Source organism: Streptomyces sp. NPDC016845 (assembly GCF_044332585.1).
GTDB lineage: Bacteria > Actinomycetota > Actinomycetes > Streptomycetales > Streptomycetaceae > Streptomyces.
Map to the genome: position 1 here is coordinate 260,899 of NZ_JBIRPI010000006.1, position 24,344 is coordinate 285,242.

19 protein-coding genes are annotated in these 24,344 nt (G+C 73.4%); 7 read left to right on the forward strand and 12 right to left on the reverse strand.

Going from position 1 to position 24,344, the window contains the following annotated elements:
- Window positions 1-36: 36 nt before the first annotated feature.
- Complete coding sequence (locus ACH4RC_RS19195; protein WP_398202138.1) at window positions 37-3,912, reverse strand: glycoside hydrolase family 2 TIM barrel-domain containing protein; 3,876 nt, start codon at window positions 3,910-3,912, stop codon at window positions 37-39.
- 116 nt (window positions 3,913-4,028) lie between these two features.
- Entirely contained in the window at window positions 4,029-4,694 is a 666-nt protein-coding gene (locus ACH4RC_RS19200; RefSeq protein WP_398202140.1) for a DUF6226 family protein, read from the reverse strand.
- Window positions 4,695-4,810: 116 nt separating this feature from the next.
- Here ACH4RC_RS19200 and ACH4RC_RS19205 point away from each other — a divergent pair, with 116 nt between their 5' ends.
- The gene (locus ACH4RC_RS19205) at window positions 4,811-6,883 is read left to right on the forward strand and encodes a DUF4139 domain-containing protein (protein ID WP_398202143.1); all 2,073 of its coding nucleotides are present in this window, start codon (window positions 4,811-4,813) and stop codon (window positions 6,881-6,883) included.
- A gap of 3 nt (window positions 6,884-6,886) precedes the next feature.
- Entirely contained in the window at window positions 6,887-8,488 is a 1,602-nt protein-coding gene (locus tag ACH4RC_RS19210; protein ID WP_398202146.1) for a mucoidy inhibitor MuiA family protein, read from the forward strand.
- Window positions 8,489-8,638: 150 nt separating this feature from the next.
- On the opposite strand, the gene ACH4RC_RS19215 is transcribed toward ACH4RC_RS19210, so the two are convergent.
- Both ACH4RC_RS19215 and ACH4RC_RS19220 read right to left on the reverse strand, forming a co-directional pair.
- Window positions 8,639-9,700 (reverse strand): XRE family transcriptional regulator, encoded by a 1,062-nt coding sequence (locus tag ACH4RC_RS19215; protein ID WP_398202148.1) that lies wholly within the window; start codon window positions 9,698-9,700, stop codon window positions 8,639-8,641.
- A gap of 236 nt (window positions 9,701-9,936) precedes the next feature.
- Complete coding sequence (locus tag ACH4RC_RS19220) at window positions 9,937-10,629, reverse strand: TetR/AcrR family transcriptional regulator (RefSeq protein ID WP_398202151.1); 693 nt, start codon at window positions 10,627-10,629, stop codon at window positions 9,937-9,939.
- 122 nt (window positions 10,630-10,751) lie between these two features.
- Between ACH4RC_RS19220 and ACH4RC_RS19225 the strand changes: the two genes are divergently transcribed.
- Window positions 10,752-11,315 (forward strand): NADPH-dependent FMN reductase, encoded by a 564-nt coding sequence (locus ACH4RC_RS19225; protein WP_398202154.1) that lies wholly within the window; start codon window positions 10,752-10,754, stop codon window positions 11,313-11,315.
- A 66-nt stretch (window positions 11,316-11,381) separates the two neighbouring features.
- Here ACH4RC_RS19225 and ACH4RC_RS19230 read toward each other — a convergent pair whose 3' ends face one another.
- The 5 genes from ACH4RC_RS19230 to ACH4RC_RS19250 form a co-directional block, all read right to left on the reverse strand.
- The gene (locus ACH4RC_RS19230; protein WP_398202156.1) at window positions 11,382-12,458 is read right to left on the reverse strand and encodes an LLM class flavin-dependent oxidoreductase; all 1,077 of its coding nucleotides are present in this window, start codon (window positions 12,456-12,458) and stop codon (window positions 11,382-11,384) included.
- 29 nt (window positions 12,459-12,487) lie between these two features.
- A complete protein-coding gene (locus ACH4RC_RS19235) occupies window positions 12,488-13,828 on the reverse strand; it encodes an NtaA/DmoA family FMN-dependent monooxygenase (protein ID WP_398202159.1) in 1,341 nt (446 codons plus the stop codon).
- A gap of 20 nt (window positions 13,829-13,848) precedes the next feature.
- Window positions 13,849-15,078: an LLM class flavin-dependent oxidoreductase gene (locus tag ACH4RC_RS19240; protein ID WP_398202160.1), complete on the reverse strand. Its 1,230-nt coding sequence runs from the start codon at window positions 15,076-15,078 to the stop codon at window positions 13,849-13,851.
- Window positions 15,079-15,250: 172 nt separating this feature from the next.
- Window positions 15,251-15,910: a YceI family protein gene (locus tag ACH4RC_RS19245; protein WP_398202162.1), complete on the reverse strand. Its 660-nt coding sequence runs from the start codon at window positions 15,908-15,910 to the stop codon at window positions 15,251-15,253.
- Between the two features lie 167 nt (window positions 15,911-16,077).
- Window positions 16,078-17,013, reverse strand: coding sequence for an SDR family oxidoreductase (locus tag ACH4RC_RS19250; RefSeq protein WP_398202165.1), 936 nt, complete (start codon window positions 17,011-17,013; stop codon window positions 16,078-16,080).
- 119 nt (window positions 17,014-17,132) lie between these two features.
- Here ACH4RC_RS19250 and ACH4RC_RS19255 point away from each other — a divergent pair, with 119 nt between their 5' ends.
- Complete coding sequence (locus tag ACH4RC_RS19255; RefSeq protein ID WP_398202167.1) at window positions 17,133-17,699, forward strand: TetR family transcriptional regulator; 567 nt, start codon at window positions 17,133-17,135, stop codon at window positions 17,697-17,699.
- A 32-nt stretch (window positions 17,700-17,731) separates the two neighbouring features.
- On the opposite strand, the gene ACH4RC_RS19260 is transcribed toward ACH4RC_RS19255, so the two are convergent.
- The gene (locus ACH4RC_RS19260) at window positions 17,732-19,537 is read right to left on the reverse strand and encodes a flavin-containing monooxygenase (protein WP_398202169.1); all 1,806 of its coding nucleotides are present in this window, start codon (window positions 19,535-19,537) and stop codon (window positions 17,732-17,734) included.
- Window positions 19,538-19,733: 196 nt separating this feature from the next.
- On the opposite strand from ACH4RC_RS19260, the gene ACH4RC_RS19265 reads away from it, so the two are divergent.
- Together ACH4RC_RS19265 and ACH4RC_RS19270 are read left to right on the forward strand one after the other, a co-directional pair.
- On the forward strand, window positions 19,734-20,783 hold the full coding sequence (locus tag ACH4RC_RS19265) for an SDR family NAD(P)-dependent oxidoreductase (RefSeq protein ID WP_398202172.1): 1,050 nt from the start codon (window positions 19,734-19,736) through the stop codon (window positions 20,781-20,783).
- 73 nt (window positions 20,784-20,856) lie between these two features.
- Complete coding sequence (locus ACH4RC_RS19270; RefSeq protein ID WP_398202175.1) at window positions 20,857-21,894, forward strand: SMP-30/gluconolactonase/LRE family protein; 1,038 nt, start codon at window positions 20,857-20,859, stop codon at window positions 21,892-21,894.
- Window positions 21,895-21,975: 81 nt separating this feature from the next.
- Here the strand turns inward: ACH4RC_RS19270 and ACH4RC_RS19275 are convergent, their stop codons facing one another.
- Together ACH4RC_RS19275 and ACH4RC_RS19280 are read right to left on the reverse strand one after the other, a co-directional pair.
- On the reverse strand, window positions 21,976-22,560 hold the full coding sequence (locus tag ACH4RC_RS19275) for a TetR family transcriptional regulator (protein ID WP_398202177.1): 585 nt from the start codon (window positions 22,558-22,560) through the stop codon (window positions 21,976-21,978).
- A 49-nt stretch (window positions 22,561-22,609) separates the two neighbouring features.
- Entirely contained in the window at window positions 22,610-23,491 is an 882-nt protein-coding gene (locus tag ACH4RC_RS19280; RefSeq protein ID WP_398202180.1) for a DUF3152 domain-containing protein, read from the reverse strand.
- 161 nt (window positions 23,492-23,652) lie between these two features.
- On the opposite strand from ACH4RC_RS19280, the gene ACH4RC_RS19285 reads away from it, so the two are divergent.
- Window positions 23,653-24,342: a response regulator gene (locus tag ACH4RC_RS19285; protein WP_398202183.1), complete on the forward strand. Its 690-nt coding sequence runs from the start codon at window positions 23,653-23,655 to the stop codon at window positions 24,340-24,342.
- Window positions 24,343-24,344: the final 2 nt, after the last annotated feature.

The window sequence follows — 24,344 nt, forward strand, 5'->3', positions numbered from 1 at the left end:
CACGGCCTACCCCGAGTCTCTCCTACTACGGCCCGGCTACCGCGTCCCGGTGGGCCGCCGCGCCAGCCGCCCCGCCTCGTCCACGTCCGTGATCAGCCGCAGCCGGTACGTGTACGCGTAGTCCCGGTCGGCGAACAGCTTGTACGGGTCGTGGGTGTGCGCGCCCCAGCTGTTGTCGCCGCCGACGCCCATCTGGCGGTGGTTGACGCGCAGGACCACCTCGTCGCGCGGGGTGAGCTGGTAGTCGTGGCGGGCGCCGACGGACAGGTCCTCCGGGGTGAAGTGGGAGGCGTTGAGTTCGAGGAGGCCGTCGCCCCACACGAGCAGGCCGCGGCCGCGCCGGTCGGTGAGCGCCGCCCAGCGCACGTCCGTCTTGTTGCCGTTCTCCTGCGGCCGGATGTACGGGGTCCACTGGTCGCGCACGGTGGAGGAGTAGCGGCCCACGTCGGTGCCGTCCTTGCGGTCCCAGTGGTTCTCCTCGGGCCCGCGGCCGTAGTAGTGCAGCCGCTCGAAGGCCGCGGGCAGGTGCAGGATCGTGCCGACCTCGGGGAGGTAGGGGAGGTCCGGGGCGCCGGGGTGGAGGGTGTTGTCGACCTTGATCTCGCCGTTGCTGAAGACGGTGTAGGCCGTGGTGCAGGCCGACTCCGTGGTGGTCGGGAGTGTGCTCTTGACGGTGACGGTGACCGCGCGGCCGCCGTCGAGCGGGCGCACCGTCACCTCCTCCACCCTGCGCCGCGCGCCCGCGTCCCGCCACGTCTGGTTGCGGGTGTGCTGGCCGTTGCCCTGGTCGTTGTCGACGGGGGCGCGCCAGAAGTTCGGGACCGCGCCGGTGACGAGCAGCTTCGTACCGCCGGACTCGAACGTCGTGATGAGCCCGGTCGACTTGTCGACGACGACCTTGAGCCCCTTGACGCCCGTGACGGTGATCTGCGCGGCACCGTCCTCGTACGACACCTTCGGCACCTCGGCCAGCGGTACGGGCACGGCCTCGGGGCTGTCCACGTCGAGCGGCAGCTGTACGCGCGCCACCTCGAACCCCTCGTCCGCCCAGGGGGTGCGCTCCTTGGTGGTGAAGGAGAGCTGGAGGAAGTACTCGGCGCCGGGCGCCGGATCGTCCGGCAGCCGTACGGGGACGGTGATGTCCTTGCTGCTCAGCGGGGCCACGTCGAGCTGGGCGCGGGTGAGTGTGCCGCGCTGGACCACCACCCCGTCGCAGGCCAGCTCCCAGCTCCCGTGCCAGGCGCGGAGGCTGGTGAAGAGGTTCTCGTTGTGGAGCGTGAGGGCGCCGCTCGCGCCGCCGTCCCTGAGGGTCGCGCCGATCGTCTGGTAGATCCGTCTGACCTCGGCGGCCTTTCCGGTGTGGCCGCGGTCGGGCAGGACGATGCCGTCGCCGCTGAAGGCGCCGTCGTTGGGGTTGTCGCCCCAGTCGCCGCCGTACGCGGCGAACGTCCTGTCCCGCGCCTTCTTCGCCTCGTGGCCGACGGTGCGGGCGTCGAACCAGAAGCGCACCCCTTCGTCGTCCGGGGTACGTCCGTCGTCGGCGAGTTCGGCGGCGCTCAGGGCGCGGGCGTGGACCCGGGCCCGGCGGATCGTGCCGCTGAACTCACGGGTGGGGTTCTCGACCTCACCGGCGAGCGAGAGCGGCGCGGTGGAGCCGGACGGCTTGCGCGTGGTGGTCTTCACCGCCCTGACCACGCCGTCCACGTACAGGGTGAGCGTGCCCCTGTCCGCGTCGAAGACGCCCGCGACGTGGTGCTCGACGCCCGTCCAGCCGTCGTCGGGCGTCTGCCAGGACGCCGCGATCCACTGACCGTCGGCGTAGAGGAAGAACTCCAGGGTTCTCCCGGACTGCTTGAGCGCGTAGTGGGTGTCGCCCTTGGCGAGGATCGGCTGGTCGTAGCCGCGCACGTGCGGGGTCGCCCAGGCTTCGAGGGTCAGTGAACCGCGCAGGTCGAGGCGGTCGTCGCGGGCGAAGACGGTCGCGCCGGAGACACCCTTGTCGCGGCTGAACGAGCCCGACGGGTTGACGATCTGCCCCTTCAGGCGGGCGGGCCCCTCCTCGGTGAACAGGGTGCGCGCCGGGGTCGGCCAGTTCAGCGCCTGGTCGACGAAGTCCCAGATCCAGCCGCCCTGGAGGACGTCGTAGCGGCGCACGACGTCCCAGTACTCCTTGAAGTTTCCGGTCGAGTTACCCATCGAGTGGGCGTACTCGACCATCACGTACGGGCGGGTGTCCGTGGTGTCTTTCGCGCGCGCCTCGACCCGGCTCGGCGACTCGTACATCTTGGAGCGGATGTCGCTGACGCCCGGCCGGTCGTCGCCCTCGTAGTGGATGACGCGGGTCGTGTCGTAGCCGTGGATCCAGTCGTACATCGCCTTGAACGACGAGCCGCCGCCCGCCTCGTTCCCGAGCGACCAGATGACGGCGGAGGCGTGGTTCTTGTCGCGGTGCACCATGTTCTGGGCGCGGGCCACGCACACGGTGGTCCAGTCGGCGCGGTCGCCCGGGTAGGAGCTGTTGATGCCGTGGGTCTCCAGGTTGGTCTCGCCGACGAGGTAGAGGCCGTACTCGTCGGCGAGTTCGAGCCACAGCGGGTTGTTGGGGTAGTGCGAGGTGCGCACGGAGTTGATGTTCAGCTGCTTGATGATCCGGATGTCGCGGACCATGTCGGCGCGGCCGAGGGCGGAGCCGCGGTCCGGGTGCATCTCGTGGCGGTTGGTGCCGCGCAGCGAGACGGGCTGCCCGTTGATCCGCATGAGGCCGTCCTTCAGCGCGAACTCGCGCAGGCCGACGCGGTGCGAGAGCGTCTCGAGGACCTTCCCGCGCGGGTCGCGCAGGCGCAGGACGGCGGTGTAGAGGTAGGGGTCCTCGGCGGACCACAGGCGCGGCGAGGGCACGGATCTCGCGCCCCCGACCGTCACCTCGGCCGAGGTGAGCGCGGCGGACCCGGTCAGCGGCCGGGCCCAGACGGCGTGTCCGTCGGCGTCGTAGAGCTGGGTCTCGACCGTGTACGTCGCCCCGCCGGCGTCGCCCGCGTAGTCCCGGACCTGCGCCGTGACCGACAGCCCGGCCGACCTGTACCCGTCGCCGAGCGGTGTCTCGATCTTGAAGTCCCGGAGGTGGACCGTGGGCGTCGAGTACAGGTACACGGACCGGAAGATGCCGCTGAGCCGGATCATGTCCTGGTCCTGCAGCCAGTCGCCGTCCGAGTAGCGGTAGACCTCGACGGCGACGTGGTTGGTGCCGTCCTTCAGGTGCGGCGTGATGTCGTACTCGGCGGGTGTGTACGAGTCCTCGTGGTACCCGGCGAGCTGCCCGTTGACCCATACGTAGTGCGCCGCCTTGACGCCCTCGAAGTGCAGGAAGGTCCGCCGCCCGCGCCAGCCCCTTGGCACGGTGAACGTCCGCCGGTACTGGCCCACCGGGTTGTACCGGGTCGGCGCGGCGGGCGGCTGGGCGTCCTCGCCGAGCCCGTTGGCGCCCCACCACGGGTAGGTGATGTTGACGTAGACCGGGGTGTCGTACCCGTGCAGCTGCCAGGCGGACGGGACCGGGATCGTCTCCCAGCCGGAGTCGTCGAGGTCGGTGCGGTGGAAGTCGTCGAGCTTGTCGGCGGGCCGCTCCACGTAGGCGAACTTCCAGTCGCCGTCGAGGCTCTGCCGGTACGGGGATCTCGTGCGGTCGGCGGCGAGCGCCTGCCGGACGCTCTCGTACGGCATGAGGGTGGTGTGGGCGGGCTCGGTGCCGAGGCGGAAGAGGTCGATGTGCCCGTTCCACTCGTCCCCGCCGGCAAAGACGTCTCCCGCGGCGCCGAACGCCTTCGCGCCGGGCAGCGCGAGCGCGCCGAGCACGGCCGCCCCCGCTTCCAGCAGACGACGGCGGCTGACGTACGTGCGGGACGGGTGCGGCATGGCTGTGCCCTTCCGGCCGGGAGCTCTTGCGGAACCGCGCCCACCCTAGGAAGGGAACACAACCGAGACAATATCGACGTCAGATTCTGTCGCTTTCTGAGTGCTGGGGGCGGGACTCAGCCTTCCGCTCGCGCCCAGGGCGCACCGAGCACGACCTCGTGGGGCGAGCGTCCCGCCCGCGCCGCGGCGAGCGTCTCCGCCACCGGGAACCGCTCGTCGTCCCAGTCGCTCGCCGACCAGTCGTCCTCCCCGGTGGCGACGATCTCGCGGCCCCGCCCCGCGTCGACGTGCACGAACGCGCCGGTCACCACGGCCGTCACGAGCTCGTCGACCGCCGCCAGGAGCGAGTCGGAGCCGTCGTCGCAGGCGTCGCAGCCGCAGTCCGGCAACTGGCCGACCCGCACGGCCGGTTCACCCGCGCCGACCACCAGGGCCGTCCGGGGCACCCCGTCCACGGCGGCGTACCCGAACACCAGCGGCAGGGCGCCCGACCGCACCGGGCGCAGCCGCACGACGTCCACCACGGAGACGTCGCCGCCCAGCCGCCCCAACCCCACGAGGTTGTCGGCCTCCTCCGCCACGGCCAGGCCGCTCTCGCACAACGCCAGCGTCCACGCCTGCGCGCGCGCCGCGAGGACGCGGTACTTCTCCGGGTGCGTGCACCGTGTGTACTCCTCCTCGCCCACCTCACGTCCGGCGTGCGGATCGGGCCAGGGCGGCGTCTTCGCCCCGGTGCGGGTGAACGCCTCGGCCACGGCCCTGTCCAGCACGTTCTGATCCATGACGGGCACTTTACGCAGCGTCCGGCCGCGGGTGCGCGAACCTCCCCGCTCCATGATCACGGCGTAGTCTTCGAGCGGAACCGGGTCGGTGACGGCGGTGTACGGGGGGACACGCGATGACGGACAACAAGACAGGTGCGGTGCGGGCCTGGGAGTCGACACTCACGTCGGTGGTGGTGTACGCGCGGGGCGCGGTGTGCGTGCGGCGCGCCCGGGGCGTCGTCACGGCGGCCGACGGCCGGGTGCGGATCGGCGGCCTGCCGCTCTCGCTCGACCCGGGGTCGCTGCGGGCGTCCGTCGTGGCCGCGCCGGGTGTGCGGGTCGCCGAGGCCCGGGTGGCCGTCGGGGCCGAACCCTCCGCGTCCGACGCGCACGAGGAGCTGCGCCACGAGGTGGAGCGGCTGAGCGAGGCGCGGCGGGCGGCCGAGGCGCGGCGGGACCGGCAGCTGCGGCGGATCGAGGAGGTCGCGGCGGTGCGGCCGGTGCAGCCGCCCCGCAGGCGCGACGACCCGCACCGCCGCACCCCCGTCGACGCGTGGCTCGGCCTCGCGGACTTCGTGGACGAGCGGCTCACCGCGCTGCACGCCCGGCTCGACGAGCGGGACGAGGAACTCCGGCGCGTCCGGCACGAGTTGGACCTGGCCACCGAACGGCTGCGCCGCGCCCCCACGGGTACGGCGACGGGCTCGGTGCGCACCTCGGTCTCGGCCGTGCTGACCCTGGAGGGCGCCGCGCGCGAGGAGGTCGTGGTCGAGGTCGAGTACCGCGTGCCCGGCGCGGTCTGGGTGCCGTCCTACCGGCTGACGTACCGTCAAGGCGAGGGCAGCGGGCGTCTGGTGCTCCGCGCGTCGGTCGCGCAGCACACCGGTGAGGACTGGACCGGTGTCCGCATCGGTCTGTCCACCGCCGACCTGCTCCGCCCCACCGGGGCCCCGAAACTCCGCTCGACCCGTATCGGACGCCGCCAGCCCCCGCCTGCACCGTCCGGCCGGCGAGAGCCTCCTGCGGGCCTCGCCGAGCTCTTCACCGGGTACGACGCGGCGGGCCCGAGGCCGGTCCCGCGGGCGGGCGGCGCCGCCGTGCCACCGCCTCCCCCGCAGCTCTACGGCGCCGCCGGGGAAGACACCGCACAGGGCTACGGTGCACCGTTCGCCGCCGGTGCCGCCGAGGACGCGCCGGCGTACGGGGCGCCCGCGCCCGTCGCGCCCGGGGCCGCCCGGCCCCGTTCGGTGGGCAAGGCGAGGGCGGCCCACGCGCCCCTGTCCGCGGGCGCCCCGGTGTTCGCCGACGCCCCGATGGCGCCCGGCGCCGCTCCCGCACCGCCTCCCTCGGCCCTGCCCCGGTCCGGGCCACCGCGCCCCGGCGCGGCCGACCTGGACTACGGGGACCTCGTCCTGTCCGGCGCCGACGCGCCCGACGGGCGGCGCGGGCTGCTCGAGCCGGTGGCGCCCCATGACCGTACGACCGCGGAGGACCGGGGACGCGCCGAGGCCGTCCGGTTCCTGCCGCTGCCCGGGCACGCCGCGTGGCCCCGCGAGTCGGCCGGCTCCTTCGACCACCGGTACGACGCCGAGGGCCCCGCCGGCATCCCCTCCGACGGCGCCTGGCACACCGTGACCGTCACCGGACTGCCGGTCGGCCTGCGCACCGAGTACGTGTGCGTACCGTCCGTCGAGGAGACCGTGTACGCGACGCTGGTGCTCACCAACGCCACCGACCGGGCCCTGCTCGCGGGCCCCGTCGACCTCACCTCCGACGGCGATCAACTGCCCACCACGGCCTTGCCGACCGTCGCCCCGGGCGGCACGGGACGCATCGGGCTCGGCCCCGCCGAGGCGGTCCGGGCCAGCCGCCGCACCGAGCTGCGCGAATCCACCGCGGGGCTGCGCAACACCACCACCGTGCTCGACCACCGCGTCCACGTGGAGCTGGCCAACCGGCTGCCCCGCACGGTCACCGTCGAGGTCCGCGAACGCGTGCCCGTCACCTCGGACGGCGACATCCGCATCGAGGAACGGGGCGGATGGACGGCCCCGCCGGACGGCGGCGAGGGACCCGAGCGGCCCGTGCCCGGCACGCGCCTGTGGCGGGTGGACGTCCCCGCGGGCGGCACCGCCGTGCTCGACGGCGGCCACGAGATCCGCGTCCCGGCCGCCAAGGCCCTCGTCGGCGGAGAGCGGAGGAGCTGACCCATGACCACTTCACCTGAGGCCGGGGCCCCTGAGACCGGGGCGCCGGTCACCGCCCTGATCCCGCTGCCCGTCACCGCCGTGACCTGCCTGGAGGACCGCGCCCACGTCGAGCGCACGGCCACCCTCGCGCTGCGCCCCGGCGTCCGGCGTCTGCTCCTCGGCCCGGTCCCCGCGCTCGCCGTCGACCGCAGCCTGCACACCGCCCTGACCGGCGACGACACCGCCGCCGCCGTCCTCGACGTACGCCTGGTACGGGCCTGGACGCCGCGCGCGCCCGAGCCGCCCGGCGACGAGGACTCCGCGCTGCGCCGGCACACGTACGCCCTGCGGGAGGAGGAGCGGGCGCTGCGGCAGCGCGGCGACCGGTTGCGGGCCCGTCTGGAGCTCCTGGCGCGGCTCGCCGCCGACCTGCTGCGCGAGTTCGGCGAGGGCGCGGGGTACGGCGAGAGCGAACCGGAGCGCTGGGCCCGCGAGCTGGAGCGCGCCTACGCCGAGCGCGATCGGTACGAGGACGAGCTCGCCGCCGTAGAGGGGCGGTCGCGGGCGGTCGGCGCGGAACTGGCGCGCGCGGAGGGTGCGTTGCAGGCCGCCGAGGAGGAGCCGCCGGAGCTGACCGCGCACGTCGAACTGACGGTGCGGGCGGCTGCCGAGGGCGAGGCGGAGCTGCGCCTGAGCCACCTCACCCCGTGCGCGCTGTGGCGCCCCGCCTACCGCGCCACGCTGGACGCGGGCCGCGTGACCCTGCGGACCGACGCGACGGTGTGGCAGCGCACGGGCGAGGACTGGTCCGGGGTCCGCCTGACGCTGTCGACGGCCCGGTCGGGGCCGGCCACCGCGCCGCCGCGGCTCGTGGAGGACCGGCTCACCCTGCGGGACCGGACCGCGATCGAACGCCGGACCGTCGACATCGAGGTGCGCGAGGAGGACATCACCGATGTGGGCCCGGCGCCCGTACCCGGGCTGCCGGGCGTGGACGACGGCGGCGAGGTCCGTGTCCTGCACGCCCCCGCCCCGGCCTCCGTGCCGGGCGACGGCCGCGCCCACCGCGTACCGCTGACCGAGGCCACCAGTGCGGCCCACAGCGAGTACGTCTGCGCGCCCGAACTCTCGCCGCTGGTCACCCAGGTGGTGCGGTTCCCGAACGCGAGCGGGCACGCGCTGCTCGCCGGGCCCGTGGAACTGGTCCGCGACAGCGGCTTCACCGGCCGCTCCGCCCTGGACTTCACCGCGCCGGGCGCCACCGCCGAGCTGGCGTTCGGCAGCTCCGACAGCCACCGGGTGCTCAGGGAGACCGACGAGTCCCGCGACACCACGGGCCTCACCCACCGCACCGTGCTCACCCGCACGGTCCGGCTGCACGTGTCGCGGTTCTCCGCGCCGGACGACACCGACGACCGCACCATCACGCTGCGTGAACGGATTCCGGTCTCCGAGGTCGCGGACGTCGAGGTGCGGCTGCGCGAGGACGCCTGCTCCCCCGCCCCCGACTCGCTCGACGCCGAGGGCATCGCCCGCTGGGACGTCTCGCTGCCGCCCGGCGGCCGCCGCACCGTGACGCTGGTCTACGAGGTGTCGGCGAGCGGCAAGGTCAACGGGCTGTAGTCGTAGGGCTGTCCGGGACAACGCGATCCTGTCCCGGACAGCCCGGACTCTTGCCGGGCAGGGTCCCACCTGGCAGTTTCTTGTCCGGCGCCGGCCGCGAGGGGAGAGCTCGGGGGGACCCTCGCGGCCGCGCCGCGCAGGGGGGTGGAGTCAGCCGGCGGTCGGGGTGGCCGCGCCTGCGGTGGTTCGGCGGATCACGAAGCGCTGGCCCGCCGAACCGTCGCAGGGCCTGACCACCGCCTCCACGCCGGTGACGGGCCGCTCACCCTGCGCCCCGGCCGTCACGCACTGCGCGTCGGTCACTTCGAGTACGTAGGTGGAGGTGGTGTCCCGTACGCGCTCCACCCGCAGGGGGCTGCCCTGGCCGCACTCGTCGAACGGTTCGAGGAACCCCTTCGGCGGGCCTTCCCTGCGCACCACCAGGCAGCCGGGGCCGTGCTCCGGGTGGTACCAGTGAACGCGGTAGCGGCCGTCGTCCGTCGCGCGCAGTTCCGTGACGGGCGGGGACGCGTTCGCGCACGACCGGAACACGGCGACGAGGCTGTCGTAGCGCCCCGCACGGTCCTTGCCGTCGCTGAGACAGAGGTCGGGCCCCTCCACCGGCCGTACGGTCACCGCTCCGGCGGGCACGTCGGCCCCGCCCTGCCCGCCGTCGTCGTCCTTGACGGCCTGCACGGCCACGATCAGCAGCGCGGCACACACCACGACGCCGCCGACGAGGAGCAGGGCGCGGCGGCGCGCCCGCACCAGCCGTTTCCCGCCACGCCGCAGCTGCCCGCCGGAGGTCGCGCCGCGCGGGCCGCCCGCTCCGGTACGGCCGTCGTCGGCCTCGGGGTCCGGTCCGGCGACGGCCGCGGCACCGGCGTCTTCGGCGTTCACGGTGTCCGCGCCGGCCCCGGGCTCACCGCCCGCCGCCAGCCGCTCCCGGGCCGCCTCCCACTCCGTGACCTCCTCCTCGCCCACCCCGCACGCGCGGACGAAGGCGGTCAGCAGGTCCGCTTTGGGGAGCGCTTCGCGGGAGAGAGCGCCCGCGAGGGTGCTGCGGGCCAGGACGTCGCCGTTCTTCGCGGCGCGCAGCTCCAGCTGGCGGTAGGTGAGGCCGGACGCCTCCTTGCGGTGGCGCAGCAGCGCCACGAACTCCCGCACCGTCCGTATCCCGCCCGGTCCGCCCACCACCCCGTGCGTTCCGCCGCCCCGCGTCAGGTCGTCCACCGCCGCTCGTCCCCCACCCGCCCAGATGCTCCGTCGAACCGGATCAAGTCTCACCACTGCCCGCATCCGCCACAAGAGCCGATCGCGTCAGTCGCGGCACGCCGGTCGCTGCTCGGGGGCTCGCTGCCGCCGCCCCGGCGGACAGGGTGTTTCCTGAGGTCGGGGCGGAACCCGGCATGGCGGACGGCGACCTCGAAGGGGCCGACGGGCCAGAGGGCTGACGCCCGTCCCCGAGGTCAGCGCGGGCCGGGCGCGCCCGCCGCACCCGTGACGCGGGCGACCAGGTCGCTCCAGCCCGCCTCAAGGCGCTCAAGGGGCATGTCGCACCGCTTCGTCAGGTAGTGGATCAGCGCCGGGTCGAGGTAGCCCATCAGCGCCTGCGCCTGGAGCGCGCAGTCGGCCTCGGGGACGAGTTCGCGCAGCAGGATCGTGACGTGGGTGGCGAGCACCCGGTGCGAGGGGTGGGCGATGCGGCGCGCGGGTTCGGGCTGCGCGGCCAGGTGCAGCTCCAGCTGGGCGACGGACCAGCGCAGCACGGCCTTGCCGAACGCGCGCAGCCGTTCGTCGGCGGGGGCGCCGGGGCCGAGCGGCGGCGGCCCGCTCATCAGGTCGGCCTGGAGCTGTTTCGTGGTGTGGTCGAGCAGTGCGGTCAGCAGGCCGGTACGGTCGCCGAAGCGGCGGAAGACCGTGCCCTTGCCCACCTGGGCGGCGGCGGCCACGGCCTCCATGGTGACGCCCGCCGGGCCGTGCTCCGCGACAAGGCGGGCCGCCGCTTCGAGGAGCCGGGCGCGGTTGCGGGCGGCGTCGGCGCGCAGGCACGGCTCGTCGTCCGCGGCGAGGCCGATCTCCAGCAGAGCAGGCTCGCCCACGGGGTCGGGCGACGCCGGAAGGTGGGGCGAACTCGGGGACATGAACACAGCGTAAAGCATTCCCGGCCGAACTGGACCGCGGTCCGCTTAGGGTGCTAGAACTGTAAACGGACCTCGGTCCGGATTTCCCTCCGGATCGTCTGAGGACCGTGGAGAGTCTTTTTCAGCCCATTGGAGCCCCCATGTCTGTTCGTATCCTTGCGCTCGTCGGCAGCCTGCGCGCCGGTTCGCACAACCGCCAGCTCGCCGAGGCGGCCGTCAAGCTCGCGCCCGAGGGCGCCGAGGTCGAGCTGTTCGAGGGCCTGGCCGAGATCCCCTACTACAACGAGGACATCGACGTCGAGGGCGAGGTGCCCGCCGTCGCCGCCAAGCTCCGCGAGGCCGCGCAGAACGCCGACGCGTTCCTGGTCTTCACGCCCGAGTACAACGGCACGATCCCGGCCGTCCTGAAGAACGCCATCGACTGGCTGTCCCGCCCGTACGGCGCCGGCGCCTTCGGCGGCAAGCCCGTCGTCGTCGGCGGCACCGCCTTCGGCCAGTACGGCGGCGTGTGGGCGCAGGACGAGGTCCGCAAGTCCGTGGGCATCGCCGGCGGCAAGGTCATCGAGGACCTCAAGATCTCCATCCCGTCCTCCCTGACCCGCTTCGCCGAGACCCACCCGGTCGACGACGCCGAGGTCGCCGAGCAGCTCACCGAGCTCCTCGCGCGCCTGCACGGCCACGCGGGCGAGACCGTCGCCGCCTGATCCGCGCACCGTACGTCCGAAGCGGCCCGAGCCTTCCGGCTCGGGCCGCTTCGCGTGCGCGCGACGTCAGGCACCGGCCAACCGCCGCAGGCGGGGCAGCAGTTGGTCCCCCACCCGCGCGGTCTCCTCACGGTACGGGGTGTCGGACAGGACGAAGTGCGTGACGCCGAGCGCGCGGTAGCGGCGCAGCGCCTCGGCCACGTCGTCCGGCGAACCGACCAGCCAGGTGCTCCCCGCTCCACCGCCGCCGGCCCTGCCCGGGGCGGTGAAGAGGCAGGTGTCGAGCACCTCGCCGCGCTCGGTGAGGTCGAGGAGGCGCCGCTGGCCGACGGCGGCCCGCTGTCGCGCGGCCCACGCCGGTTCGGTCCCGTCCTTCGCCATCCGCGCGACCTTCTCCTCGGCCGCGCGCCACGCCTCCTCGGTCGTGTCGCGTACGAGCGTGGTGACGCGCAGCCCGAACTCCAGCGGCTCGTGGCGGCGCTCCACCTCATCGCTCAACTTCCGTAACCTGTCGATGCGTTCGGCGATCCCGTCGAGCGGCTCGCCCCAGAACAGCTGCACGTCCGCCTCGGCCGCCGCCACCCGCTCGGCCGCCTCCGACGCGCCGCCGAAGTAGAGCGCGGGATGCGCCCGGTCCCCGGAGGCGTAAGGGCGCGGCGCCACCGTCGAGTCCGTCACCCGGAAGTGCTCGCCGTGGAAGGTGACCCGCTCCTCGGTCCACAGCCGCCGCACCAGCTGCAGGAACTCCCGGGTCCGGGCGTAGCGCAGGGCCGGTTCCAGCGTGGTGTCGCCGTACGCGGCCGGGTTGTCCAGGCCGCTGACGATGTTGACCAGGACCCGGCCCCGGCTGAGCTGGTCGAGCGAGGCGGCAGCACCGGCGAACTGCGCGGGCTGCCAGTACCCCGGCCGGACCGCGACGAGCGGCTTGAACGTCGTGGTGCGGGCGGCCAGGGCGGTGGCGACGGTGAACGCGTCGGGGCGGCCCCACCCGGTACCGAGCAGCGCGCCGCCCCAGCCGTGCGCCTCCGCCGCCAGGGCGAGTGCGGTCGAGTACTCGATCGAGCCCCAGCCGGCCGTCGTGTCGTCCCCGCGGTGCCCCGGCTCGACGGTGTTGGGGATGTACCAGAGGAACTCCTGGCTCATGGGCTGTCCTCCTGGGCTGGGTGCGTGGCCTACTGGTCGAGTCCCAGGTGGTGGCGGAGGGTCGGGCCCTCGTACTCGGTGCGGAAGACACCGCGTTCCTGGAGGATCGGGACCACCTGGTCGGCGAAGGCGTCCAGGCCGCCGGGGGTGAGGTGCGGGACGAGGATGAAGCCGTCACTGGCGTCGGCCTGGACGAGATCGTTGATGGCGGTGGCGACGGTGGCCGGGGTGCCGACGAAGCTCTGCCGGTTGCCGGTGTGGATGACCAGGTCGCGGATGGACCAGTTGTTGGCGGCGGCCAGTTCGCGCCATTCGCGGGCGGTGGCGAGCGGGTCACGGTACATCCGGACCTGGGCGCGGCCCTCGGCGATGTGGTGGTCGCCGACGTCCGGGTCGACGTCGGGCAGCGGCCCCTCGGGGTCGTATCCGCTCAGGTCCCGGTTCCAGACGAACTCCAGGTGCTTGAGCGCGGTGGCGCCGCTGACCTGACGGCGCCGTACGTCCCGGGCCTTCTCCTCCGCCTCCGCGTCGGTGTCGCCGAGGACGAAGGTCGCGGCGGGCAGGATCTTGAGCTGCTCCGGGCGGCGCCCGTACGCGGCGAGGCGGCGCTTGACGTCCGCGTAGAACGCCTGGCCCTCCGTGAGCGTGGCGTACCGGCTGAAGATCGCGTCGGCGCTGGACGCGGCGAACTCGCGGCCCTCCTCGGAGTCACCGGCCTGGAAGATCACGGGGCGGCCCTGCGGGGAGCGGGGTACGTCGAACTGGCCCTGGATGTCGAAGTGCTGCCCGGTGTGGACGAAGGAGCCCGCCTTCGCGTCGTTCAGGAAGGCGCCGGTGGCCTGGTCGGCGAGGATCTCGTCGCCGTGCCAGGAGTCGAAGAGTTCGTTGGCGGTGGTCAGGAACTCCTTGGCCCGCGAGTACCGCTCCTCCTTCGGCAGGAAGCCGCCGCGGCGGAAGTTCTCGCCGGTGAAGGCGTCCCAGGAGGTGACGACGTTCCAGGCGGCGCGCCCGCCCGAGAGGTGGTCGAGGCTGGCGAACTGGCGGGCCACCTCGTAGGGCTCGTTGAACGTGGAGTTGATGGTGCCGGTCAGGCCGAGCCGGTCGGTGACGGCGGCGAGCGCGGCCAGGACGGTGAAGGTGTCGGGGCGGCCGACGACGTCCAGGTCGTATATCCGCCCGCCCTGTTCCCGCAGCCGCAGCCCCTCGGCGAGGAAGAGGAAGTCGAACTTGGCGCGCTCGGCGGTCCGCGCGAAGTGCGCGAACGAGCTGAACTCGATGTGGCTTCCGGCCTCCGGGTCGCTCCACACGGTGGTGTTGTTGACGCCGGGGAAGTGCGCGGCCAGATGGATCTGCTTCAGCGGCTTGCTCATGTCGTCCTTCTCCGTCCGGCTCAGACCGTGGCAGGGGCGGCCGGGGTGGCCGCGTAGCGGTTGGCGGGCCGGGCGAGCCCGAGCAGACCGCGCAGGGTGTCGGCCTCGTACGCGCGCCGGAAGGCGCCCCGGCGCTGGAGTTCGGGGACCAGGCCACGGGTGATCGCGGGCAGGTCCTGCGCGAGGACGGCGGGCCGCAGCCGGAACCCGGTCAGTCCGGCGGCCTGCAACTCCTGCAAGGAATCGGCCAGTTGGGCGGGCGATCCGGCGAAGATCCGGGCGTCACTGGTGTACGGCTCGCCCGCGGCGGTGTCCAGGCGGGCTCGGCGCGCCCGCGCGGCGTCCGGGTCGTCGTCGAGGAAGACGACGAGGTCGCCGAAGACGTGCAGCGGCTCCCCCGCACGGCCCGCCGCCTCCTGCTCGGCGCGGATCTCGGCGACGATCGCGCGGGCCTCGCCGGCGTCGTGCGGGGTGACGTAGCCGATGTCGCCCTGCCGGGCCACGAGCCGGTACGGGACGGACTGGTGGGCGAGGGCGCTGACGACGGGCTGGCCCTGCGGCGGGCGCGGGGTGATCGAGGGGCCCTTCACGCTGAAGTGGCGGCCTTCGAAGTCGATGTAGTGCAGCTTGTCGCGGTCGACGAAGCGGCCGGTGGCCTCGTCGCGGATCTCGGCGTCGTCCTCCCAGCTGTCCCAGAGGCGGCGGACGGCCTCCACGTAGTCGGCGGCCTCGTCGAAGAGGTCCGTCACCAACTCCCCCGCTTCACCGAGCCGTTCGGCGTCGAGATGCGGGATCGCGCGGCGGCCGAAGTGGGCGGCCTCGTTCGCCCGCGCGGAGACCTGGACGCGCAGCCCGGCCCGGCCGCCGCTCACGTAGTCGAGGGTGGCGACGGCCTTGGAGAGGTGGAACGGCTCCGTGTGCGTGACGTTCGCGGTCGGCACCAGGCCGATGTGCCGGGTCAGCGGGGCGATACGGGCCGCGGTCAGGACCGCGTCGAGACGGCCGCGGACCTGGTCGGTGCGGCCGTCGGGCTCGAAGGGGTGCGAGGACTGGAGACCGAGCCCGTCCTCGAAGGTGACGAAGTCGAGCAGCCCGCGCTCGGCCTCGGCGACCAGGTCCGCCCAGTACGCGGCGGTGAACAGGTCACGCGGCCGGGCCGCCGGTTCCCGCCAGGAGGCCGGGTGCCAGCCGGTGCCGTCGAGGGCGACGGCGAGGTGCAGCGCAGGGGCAGGAGTGGATGCTGAGGACACAGCTGTGCCTCCCGGAAAGGGTTGCGGCAGGTTCGTAGCTGCATGTCTAACAGGCGGATGGCCGAAAGATCGTTGCAGATGCATGAAATCTGCCGGGCGGCCCTCAGCTCCTCATGGCGGCGCCCTCCGCCGACGTGAGGCCGGGGAGGGCGCGGCGTGGCGGTGGCGGCCGCTACTCCAGCGGCGTGGCGCGGACCGCGGAGATGTCGAACTGGAGCCGGACCTTCTCGCTCACCATCGTGCCGCCCGCTTCCAGGCGCTGGTTGTAGACCAGGCCCCAGTCCGTGCGGTCGATGGTGGTGGTGCCGTCGAACCCGGACCGCTCGAAGCCGAACGGGTCGAGGACCGAGCCGAGGTAGTCGAGTTGCAGCTCGACGGGCCGGGTGACGCCCTTGATGGTGAGGTCACCGGTCATCAGGAACGTCTCGCCGCCCACGTGGGCCGTGGACGTCGAGCGGAACACCATCTCCGGGTGGCGCCGCGCGTCGAAGAAGTCCTTGCCGACGAGGTGCGCGTCCCGCTGCTCGACACCCGTGTCGACGCTGGCGACCCGGATGACGATCTCCGCGCGCGACTGCTCGGGCCGCGCGCCGTCGAAGTAGAGCTTGCTGTCGTAGTCGGCGAAGGCGCCGCGCACGGTCGTCACCATCGCGTGCCGCACGGAGAATCCGACCCGGCTGTGCGGGCGGTCGATCGTCCACTCGCCGGTCAGCGCGCGCAGCGTCGGATCGAGGGCGACGCCGGAGGCGGCGGACGCCGGGAAGGGCGTGCCGGGGCCGACGTCGGGCGTCGGCTCGAGGGTCGCGGTCGGGCGACGGCTGAAGATACCCATGAGGTCGTCGTCTCCTTCGAGTCTGATCGCTCCGTGCTATCACGCGGCCGTCGCCCGGCCCCGGCGAGATGGGAGGCCTCGTCCGGGTTCCATGGAGCTGCCCGCAAAGATGCACAGGATCAGCACGAATGAGGATGCACGGACGGGTGGCCCGGCATCACGCAGCGTCAGCGGCCGGCGGCTCCCGTGAAGTAGTGCCCCTCGTCCAGGTCCTCCAGGAGGCCGGGCCGCGTCGGCTCCCAGCCGAGGAGCGCACGGGTGCGCTCGGCGGAGGCGGGGCTGTCCAGGCCGAGGAAGCCGGCCAGCCAGGCGAAGTGCGCGGGCGCCTCCTCGGGCGCGACCGAGGCGACCGGCAGGCCGAGGTGGCGCCCGATCACCTCGGCGACGGAGCGGATCGGCACCCCCTCGTCGCCCACGGCGTGCAGCGTGGCGCCCGCGGGGGCGCCCTCCAGGGCGAGACGGAAGAGCCGGGCCGCGTCCGCACGGTGCACGGCGGGCCAGCGGTCGGCGCCGTCACCGATGTAGCCGGAGACCTTCTTCTCGCGGGCGGTGGCGATCACGGCGGGCATGAAGCCCTGGTCCCCTTCGCCGTGCACGGTCGGGGGCAGCCGTACGACGGACGAGCGCACGCCTCGGTCCGCGAGGGCGACGACCGCCCGCGCGTTGGCCATCCGCTGGGCGGGACCGCTCGCCTCTTCCTCCTGCGCGGACTGCGCGGAACCGTCCTCCTCGGTGGCGACCCGGCCGGGCGCGAGGCCGAGGAGGCCGGAGGCGATGACGAAGGGGCGGCCGGTACCGGCCAGCGCGGCGCCGAAGGTGTCGATGGCGCGCCGGTCGGCGTCGGCGGCCTGCTCGAAGCCGCCGCTGAAGGCGATGTCGTGCTTGAAGGCGAGGTGCAGGACGCCGTCGGAGCCGGCCGCCGTGTCGCGCAGCGTGCCGAGGTCGTCGAGGGAGCCGCGGACCACGTGGGCGCCCGCGGCGGTGAGGGCGGCGGCCGAGGCGTCGGAGCGGGCGAGCCCGACCACCTCATGACCGTGGGCGGTGAGCTCCGGGACCACGGCGGAACCGATCCAGCCGGATGCGCCGGTGACGAAGACACGCATGAGAAGACCTCCACGAGGCAGTGAACGGAACAGGGATGCGGCAGCGATGTCAGTAACTGTCATCGCTCACTCGACAGTAGCACCGATGTCAGCCACCGTCATCACATAGGATTCGGGGCATGAGCCGATGGGAACCGAACGCGCGTGGCCGCCTGGAGCGTGCGGCGCTCGACCTGTACCGCGAGCGCGGGTTCGAACAGACCACCGCCGCGCAGATCGCCGAGCGCGCCGGTCTCACCGAGCGGACCTTCTTCCGGCACTACGCCGACAAGCGCGAGGTGCTCTTCGGGGGCGCGTCGCAGATGGAGAAGTTCTTCGTGGAGACGCTCAGCGGGGCGCCGGAGAGCTCCGGGCCCCTGGACGCTGTCGCCGCGACGCTGGACGCGGCCGGTGAACTCTTCGAGGGCCGCCACGAGTTCGCCCGGCAGCGCCAGGACGTCATCATGGCCAGCCCCGAGCTGCGCGAGCGCGAGCTGAACAAACTGGCCTCGCTGTCCCGGGCGGTCGCCGACACGCTGGAACAGCGGGGCGTCCCGGCCGACGCCGCGCACCTGGCGGCGGAGGTGGGCATCGCCGTCTTCAAGGTGGGCTTCGAGCGCTGGACCGGCTCGGAGGGCACACGGCCGCTGGAGGAGTTCCTGGGGGACGCTCTGCGTGAGCTGAGGGAGATGGCCGCGGGCCGCTGACCGGCCCGGAGCCACTTCCGCTCACAGAACTGCTACTTGGCCTGAAGCACCTCGTCCATATGCTCCGCGCGCCAGCGGCGCAGCAGCTCGTGGAAGGCGACGGCCCCGTGCGGATAGGCGAGGGGCCCGTTCGGGCGGCCGCGGCCCTCCCGGTTGTAGTAGCCGGGGGTGCACTCGGCGTGGAACCACGCGTGGTCCGGGGCGCCCTGCGCGCAGACACCGGTCCAGGCGTCCTCGGCCTCGGGCGTCGGCTCGAGGACGGCGTCCTTCTCGAGCGCGGCGGCGATCAGCGCGGCGGCGTGCACCGCCTGTTCGTCCAGGATGTGCGTGAAGTTGACGCTGCTGGCGTTCTGCAGCGAACCCATCTGGATCAGGTTCGGGAAGCCGTTGCTGAGGAAGCCGTGCAGGGAGCGCGGCCCGCGCCGGACCCGCTCGTCCAGGAGCTGGACCCCGCCGCGCCCGGTCACGGGCAGCTTGCCCGAGGTGACCCCGGAGACGCCCACGGAGAACCCGGTGGCGAAGATCAGGCAGTCGACCTCGTACTCGGTGGAGCCGACGACGACCCCGCGCTCGGTCATGCGCTCGATGCCGTGGGTGTCGGCGGTGTCCACGAGCGTCACGTCGTCCCGGTTGAAGACCGGCAGATAGAGGTCGGAGAAGGTCGGGCGCTTACAGGCGTACCGGTACCAGGGCTGGAGCGCCGCCGCCGTGGCCGGGTCGGCGACCTCGGCGCTCACCCGGTCCCTGATCCGGTTCATGGTGGCGTGGTCGGCGGCCTCGTACGCGGTCTCGAAGTCCGGTTCGCCGTCGCGGCGGAAGCTGGGCAGGAGCTTCTCCAGGAGCGCGGCGGACGCGGTCCAGCCGTCGGCGACCAGGTCCGTCGTGGCGTCCTCGCCGGAGACGATGCGCAGGAAGTTCTCGCGCCGCTCGGCCGCCCAGCCCGGCCGGTCGGCGCCGACCTCCCCGGGCGACACGCGCTGCTGGCCCCGTACGTCGACGGCGGAGGGCGTGCGCTGGAAGACGTACAGGTGGGCGGCGTCCTCGGCGAGTTTCGGGATGACCTGGACCCCGGTGGCGCCGGTGCCGACGACGCCGACCCGCTTGCCCGCGAGGCCCGTCATGGAGCCGTCGGGGCCGCCGCCCGTGTACCCGTAGTCCCAGCGCGAGGTGTGGAAGGTGTGGCCCTTGTAGTCCTCTATGCCGGGGATGCCCGGGAGCTTGGGCTCGGTGAGCGTGCCGGTGGCGGTGACGACGTGGGTGGCGTGGAACGCGTCGCCGCGGTCGGTGCCGACCAGCCATTGGCGGGCGGTGTCGTCCCAGGTCAGTGCGGTGACGGAGGTCGAGAACAGGGCGTCCTCGTACAGCCCCGACTGCTCGGCGATGCGGACCGCGTGGCGCCGGATCTCCTCGCCCGGGGCGTACTTCCACTCGGGCACGTAGCCGGTCTCGTCGAGCATCGGCAGGTAGATGTGCGACTCGATGTCGCAGTGGACGCCCGGGTAGCGGTTCCAGTACCAGGTGCCGCCGAAGTCGCCGCCTCTCTCGACGACACGGACACGCAGACCCGTTCCGGCCCGGGCGCGCAGGCGGGCGCCCGCCAGGATCCCGCCGAAGCCGCCGCCGACGACCGCGACGTCCACGACGTCGCGCACCGGCGCCCGCTCGCCGGTCCCGTCGACGTACGGGTCCGCGGCGAAGTAGCCGAACTCCGCGGTGGTGGGCCGGTACTGGCCGGGGCCTTCGGGCCGTACGCGGCGCTCCCGCTCCGCGCGGTAGCGCTCGCGCAGGGCGGCCGTCTCCTGCGGGGTGGGCGGGTTGTCGCAGTGCGGCAGGGTCATCGGGCCGGTTCCTCTCGTGTGGGGACGAGCGTGTACGGGGGCGGGCGCGGCGCCGGGACGGCCGGTGCCGGTCTGGGCGTGCCGCGCGGCCCCGGGTACCGTAACCCAGCAACCGGACACCGTTGTCCGGTAGTGGCCGGATCGCGCCTTCGCGGGTCCGCCACACAAGCGTTCAGCCGGACACGAAAGGCCCGCGATGTCGGAACTCACCCCCGCCTCCCCGCTGCGCGACTGGCTGGCGGACCCCGCCGCAGGACGGGCCCTGCGCGGCATGCTCGCCGCCCAGGGCCAGAGCGAGGAGGCCCTCTCCCCCGCCCTCGGCCTGTCGTTGGAGCAGCTCGTGCGGATGTCCGGCGGAAAGTTCCCGCCGGAGCTGGTGGACGTCCTGGTCACCGCCGCCGAGACCGGCCTGGTCCCCGAGGACCTGCCCACCGCCGCCCCCGTGGAACGGCCGGACACGGGCGCCGGGCCGGGCGTCCCCGAGACGTGGACCGAGCAGGTCACGCCCGGCCGCTTCGACGGCCAGTCCGTCATCGTGACCGGCGCCGCCTCCGGCATCGGCCGGGCTGTCGCCACCCGGATCGTGCGCGAGGGTGGCCGGGTGATCGCCGTCGACCTGTCGGACGGCGTCAAGGCGCTCGCCGCCGATCTCGGCGAGGCGGTCGTCCCCGTCACCGTCGACATCACGGCGCCCGGCTCGGCCGAGGCCGTTCTGGACGCGGCGGGCAGCCGCGGCCGCGTTGACGGACTGGCCAACGTCGCGGGCGTCATGGACGACGACGCGGCCGTACACGAGGTCGACGACACGATCTGGGACCGCGTCATGCGCGTCAATCTCGACGGGCCCATGCGGCTGATGCGCGCCGTCGTACCCGGCATGCTCGCCGCGGGCGGCGGCCGTGTCGTCAACGTCGTCTCCGAGGCGGCCCTGCGCGGTTCGGCGGCGGGCGCCGCCTACACGGCGTCCAAGCACGCCCTTGTCGGCCTGACGAAGTCGTCGGCCTACCAGTACGCGGGCACAGGCGTACGGGTCAACGCGGTCGCCCCCGGCGCCGTCGCCACCGGCATCCAGGTGCCCGCTCCCGCCCCGTACGGCTCGTCCCGCACGGCGAGGATGCGCGTCGCGATCCCGAGCCTGGCGACGGCCGAGGAGCTGGCGGCCTCGATCACCTTCCTGCTCAGCAAGGACGCGGTGAACATCAATGGCGCGATATTGCCCTCCGACGGCGGCTGGTCGGTGGCATGAGCAGGACCTCGTACCCCGAAGACGCCAAAGCCACCAAAGACACCGGAGACACGATGGAAGGAGCTGACCGCGCATGAGGACGCCCAAGGCCCTGCCGACGCTGGTTGCCACCGCCGCCCTTCTCGCCCTGACCGGCTGCGGCACGGAGAGGGCCGCCGATACCGGCGCCGGCGCCGGCGCTCCGGCCACGCCCGGAGAGGGCAGGCGCATCAGCGCCACCCAGGTAGCGCATGTGACCGACGTGCACGAGGCCACCGGCATGACGCTCCTCGAGGGCCCGGTCCTCGACGAGCGTGGCCGCGGGCTCACGCTCGTCGACGTCACCGCGCCGCCCGGCGAACCGAAGGTCCTCTCCGTCGACGTGGCGAGCGGCAAGCACAAGGGCCTCTACACCGACAAGACGGGCGCCTACACCTCCGCCCAGGTCAGCCCGTACGACGACCGGCTCTACCTGAGCGACTTCGCCACGGGCGCCGTCGTCAGCGTCGCCCGGGACGGCTCGGACCCGCGCACCTTCTTCACCGGTGAGGTCGACGGGGCCCGGATGACCCCCGACGACATCGCCTTCGACGACGCGGGCCACCTGTACATCAGCGACGCCCAGGGCACGGAGCCGGACGAGTCCGACGGCCGGATCGTCCGGATCGACCGCGACGGGAAGAAGACGACCGTCCTGGCCGACGGGCTCGCCCAGCCGAACGGGATCATGTTCGACCCCGAGCGGCGCGGCCTGTGGATCAGCGAACTCGCGAAGGACACCGTCTCCTACCTCCTCCTGGACGCCGAGAAGACGACGGTGGCCTCGCGCCACGAAGCGATCCACGTCGACGGCGGCCTGGCCCAGACCGACTCGATCGCGGTGGACGCCGACGGCAACCTCTACCAGGGGCTGCACGGCCGCCCGGCCATCGCTGTCTACAGCGAGTACGGCGCCCGCCTGGCCACCGTCGAGATCCCGGCGAAAGACGCCGCGGGTCTGAAGTCGGCCACCAACGTCGCGATCACTCCGGGCGGCAAGAAGGCGTACATGACCGTGAGCGGTTCCGACGGCGGATACGTCTACGGGTTCACGGCCCTGGGCAAGGGCATCCGCCAGTCGAACGGCGGCTGAGCGCGCCCACGCGTTGTCCGCGTGTTCGTCGTCCGCGTGCAGGTTGTCCGCGTGTTCGTCGTCCGCGTGCGGGTCGTCCGCCTACGCGCTGTCCGACTGTTCGTCGGCCGCCGTCGTCTCCGGCTGCCGCAACGGGCCCACCTCGACGCCGAGCAGCCGCCACGCCCGCAGGGCGACGCGCTCCCGCTCGGCGAGGGTGGGCCCCGCGACGGCCCCGGAGACCATCGCGACCGCCAGCATGAGCTCGTCCGCGGAGAGGTCGCGCCCGGCCGGGCCGAACCCGGCGAGGACGCTGTGGACGCGCCCGGCAAGGGCCCGCGCCTCCGCCCCGTCGCCGCGCACGCGCAGCAGGTCGACGAAGGCGGTGGACCGGGTCAGATGCCAAGTGACCACGCCGAGCACGCTGGTGAGGCTCGCGTCCGGCGCGGCGGCGGCCCGTTCGATCTGCCGCACGTTCTCGTCGAGGACGGCGGTGGCAAGCGCCACGCGGTCGGCGAAGTGCCGGTAGAGGCTGCCCTGGCCGACCCCCGCCCGGCGGGCGACGGCGGACAGCGGCGCGTTCAGCCCCTGCTCGGCGAAGACCTCGCGTGCGGCGGTGATGAGGGCGGCCCGGTTGCGCGCGGCGACCCGGCGCCCCTGATTGGCCGGGCGTTCTTGCTTCGTCACCTGGTCAGCGTAGTTCAGAGCAGTACGGCGGTACGGGGCCGCGGTTCCCCTACGGGACGCTCGGGCCGCCCAGGTACGTGCCGTGCCCGTCGTACGGCCAGGCGTTGGCGCGGCAGCCCTTCAACCCGTCGATCTGCTGCATCATCGCGGGCGCGGGCCGTCCGGGCCCGGGACAGGTCTCGTGGCCGTGGCCGATCCGGTGTCCGACCTCGTGGTTGATGATCAGCGCCCGGTACTCGTGCAGCGGCCCGGCGAACTGCGGTGACCCCGTGTTCCAGCGCTTGAGGTTCACGATGACCTGGTCGCCGACGTCGCAGTTGACCTCGCCGCGCGTGTGCAGCCCGGCCGCGCCGCAGATCCGGTCCACCGTGTCCGGCGTCGCGATCTTCACCTCGAAGTCGTACGGGCCCGAGGCGACGAGCCGGAACCCGTCACGGCCGTCGGCCGTCCAGCCGCGCGGGTCGCCCAGGACGCCGTCGATCTCCTTGGCCGCGGCCTCGGCCGAGATCCCCGTCCCGTGCTCGACCTGCACTTTGTACCGCCGGATCGTGCCCTTGCCGACCGCCGTGCCGGAGGCGGAGGCCGTGTCGAACGTGCCGGGACCGCTCGTCGGCCCCGCAGAACCGGACGCGGGCGCCTTCTCCGACTCCTCCTCCGACCCCTTCTCCGATGCCTGCTTCGACTCCTTCTTCGGCTTCTTCGGCTTCTTCGGCGGGCCGGTGAGCTCCGAAGGTTTCGGCGCCGCGCTGATCCTCGGCTCCCGGGTCCCGGCGCCCGCCTCACCCGACGGACCGGCGGTGCCCTCGTTCCCGTAGACCATCAGCAGGGTCAGCGACGTGATGACCCCGAGCGCGAGCAGTCCGAGCAGGCGCACCCCACCACGGGCACGGGGTCTGCGGCGGCGTACGGAAGGCTTCTTGGCGTGGCGCATGGCCCCAGGTTTGGAAACCCATGTGATGGGACGTGGCGCGCGAGATCACGGAAGGATAACGGGCGGCTGGGGCGGGCGGTCAGTAAGACCATTGCGTAACGACTGCCGCCCGCGCCCCCTCCGCCGTCCGGGGCCGCGACACGCGCGCGCATACTGAACCCATGTCCCGCGTGCTGCTCATCGAGGATGACGACTCCGTCCGCCGGGCCGTCGAACTCGGACTCAGACGCCAGGGGCACGAGGTCCGCACGGCCGTGACCGGGGAGGACGGACTCCTCCGCATGGTCTCCTTCCGCCCCGACGTCCTGGTCCTCGACCTGATGCTGCCGGGGATGGCCGGGCTCGACGTGTGCCGCCGGGTACGGGAGACCGAGCAGTTGCCGATCATCATCGTGACCGCCAAGGGCGACGATGTGGACGTGGTCGTCGGCCTGGAGGCGGGCGCGGACGACTATGTCGTGAAGCCGGTACGGGCCCGGGTCCTGGACGCCCGGATCCGCGCGGTGCTGCGGCGGGCCGATTTGCCGGTCCCGGCAGGCGCCGCCCCGCGCGTCGAGTCGCACGGCTCGCTCTCCATCGACCGGACCGGCCTCGCCGTCGCCCGGCACGGCGAACCGGTCCTGCTCGCCCCCTCCGAACTGCGGCTCCTGCTGACCCTTTCGGCCTCGCCCGGCCAGGTGTTCAGCCGCCAGCAACTCCTCGAAGCCGTCTGGGAGCACAGCTACCACGGTGACATCCGGCTGGTCGACGCCTGCGTGAAGCGGCTGCGTGCCAAGCTGGGCGAGTCCCGCGCGGAGCCCCGCTGCGTCGAGACGGTGCGCGGCTTCGGCTACCGCTTCCGCGCGGCGTGAGC